General features: G+C 33.3%; 2 protein-coding genes. Both read right to left on the bottom strand.

Annotation, left to right across the window (positions count from 1 at the left end; all coding sequences use genetic code 11):
• Positions 1-39 precede the first annotated feature (39 nt).
• On the bottom strand, positions 40-447 hold the full coding sequence (locus tag EDM52_RS24310; protein ID WP_122911449.1) for a DUF5412 family protein: 408 nt from the start codon (positions 445-447) through the stop codon (positions 40-42).
• 602 nt (positions 448-1,049) lie between these two features.
• On the bottom strand, positions 1,050-1,260 hold a 211-nt coding region (locus EDM52_RS25040), incomplete at its 5' end, for a hypothetical protein (RefSeq protein WP_221175579.1).

Raw genomic sequence — 1,260 nt, 5'->3', positions numbered from 1 at the left:
TTATGAAATTGATTCAATTATCTAATAAAGAGTATGAATTTATTCCCATCTGTAATCATATACGTCATTCGGTACTACTAGTTCTACTCCGTTAATAACAACAGTATTATTATCTACCCAACGAATCTCTACAGAATGTTGATTATTTTTAAAGTAAATATTCTTAGTTCTATTGTGTTCCTTGTTGAAAATTAATTCCGCAACCACTGAATAAGATGTTGTTGCCCCGGAATCTGATAAATATGCTTTAACAGTATAAAAACCATTTGGAGAGATTTTTTCCTCAATCATTAAACTCTTGGGTAGCCTATTTATATCAAAGAACATCCAGTAAACCCCATAACCTAAAACACCGAATAATATTACTGTAAATCCTGTTAATAATATATACACCTTTCTCTTAATCCTTTTTGCCTCAATACCACTTCTCAATTCTTGTTTGTCCATTTTTCATTACCTCCCTTGTATCTGCGTTTCTCGTAACTCCTTTTCCATCTCTGATCTACCTATTTTTCCCCTTAGATATGAATATTTCATCATTCATTTTTGTTATAAAAGTCAGCATGATCGAATTGTACTGTCAGATATTTATTTGCAAATTTCCAAAAATGGGACCGTAAAAAACTTAAGTGGTTATAAATTTTTCAAGCTGCTTTTAGTTTTTTTGGATGTGACAAAAAGGGTAGATGTGAGTAGTACAATGGCACTCAAATAATCATGAGTAGTTAATCTGAATACCCGAGACACACATGTTATCACCCCCATAATAGACTTTAAATACAGGGTTGCTTCTCTTTATTCTAATTTGCTCGTCCATTTTAGCTATAATATCGTCGAAAATCATCCTTAGCATATCTACTCTCACAACCATACAAAAGATGATGCCAACACGCCGCCATGCTATCGAAAAATTCACTTTACCTGTAGCTCGGAGTAATGGAACTTCAAGTTATCGCTGTCAACGACGCAATACATCAATTTGAATCCCATTAGCATCCGTTTTGATTCCTTGATTTCAAACGTTTTTCTACAACATCCTTGGAGAACATTCAAAGTGACAACCTCCATTCCTTGGAAATTGGCTTGACAATCGAAAAACTTCTCCATTTCTGGGTATAGTCCCTTTTTATATTTGAAATTCCTTCTGTTTCAAAAGCTCTAGTTAACGAAAAATGCTCACTATGGAACATAGTAAGAATTATCACTAGCGTTGCATAAAAAATGCGTTTGTGATTTGTTGAAGTATTCTGAATGAAATCT

This window comes from Brevibacillus invocatus, assembly GCF_003710915.1.
GTDB lineage: Bacteria > Bacillota > Bacilli > Brevibacillales > Brevibacillaceae > Brevibacillus > Brevibacillus invocatus.
The sequence above is the reverse complement of the archived record's forward strand: the minus strand, read 5'-3'. Positions and strand labels throughout refer to the sequence as shown.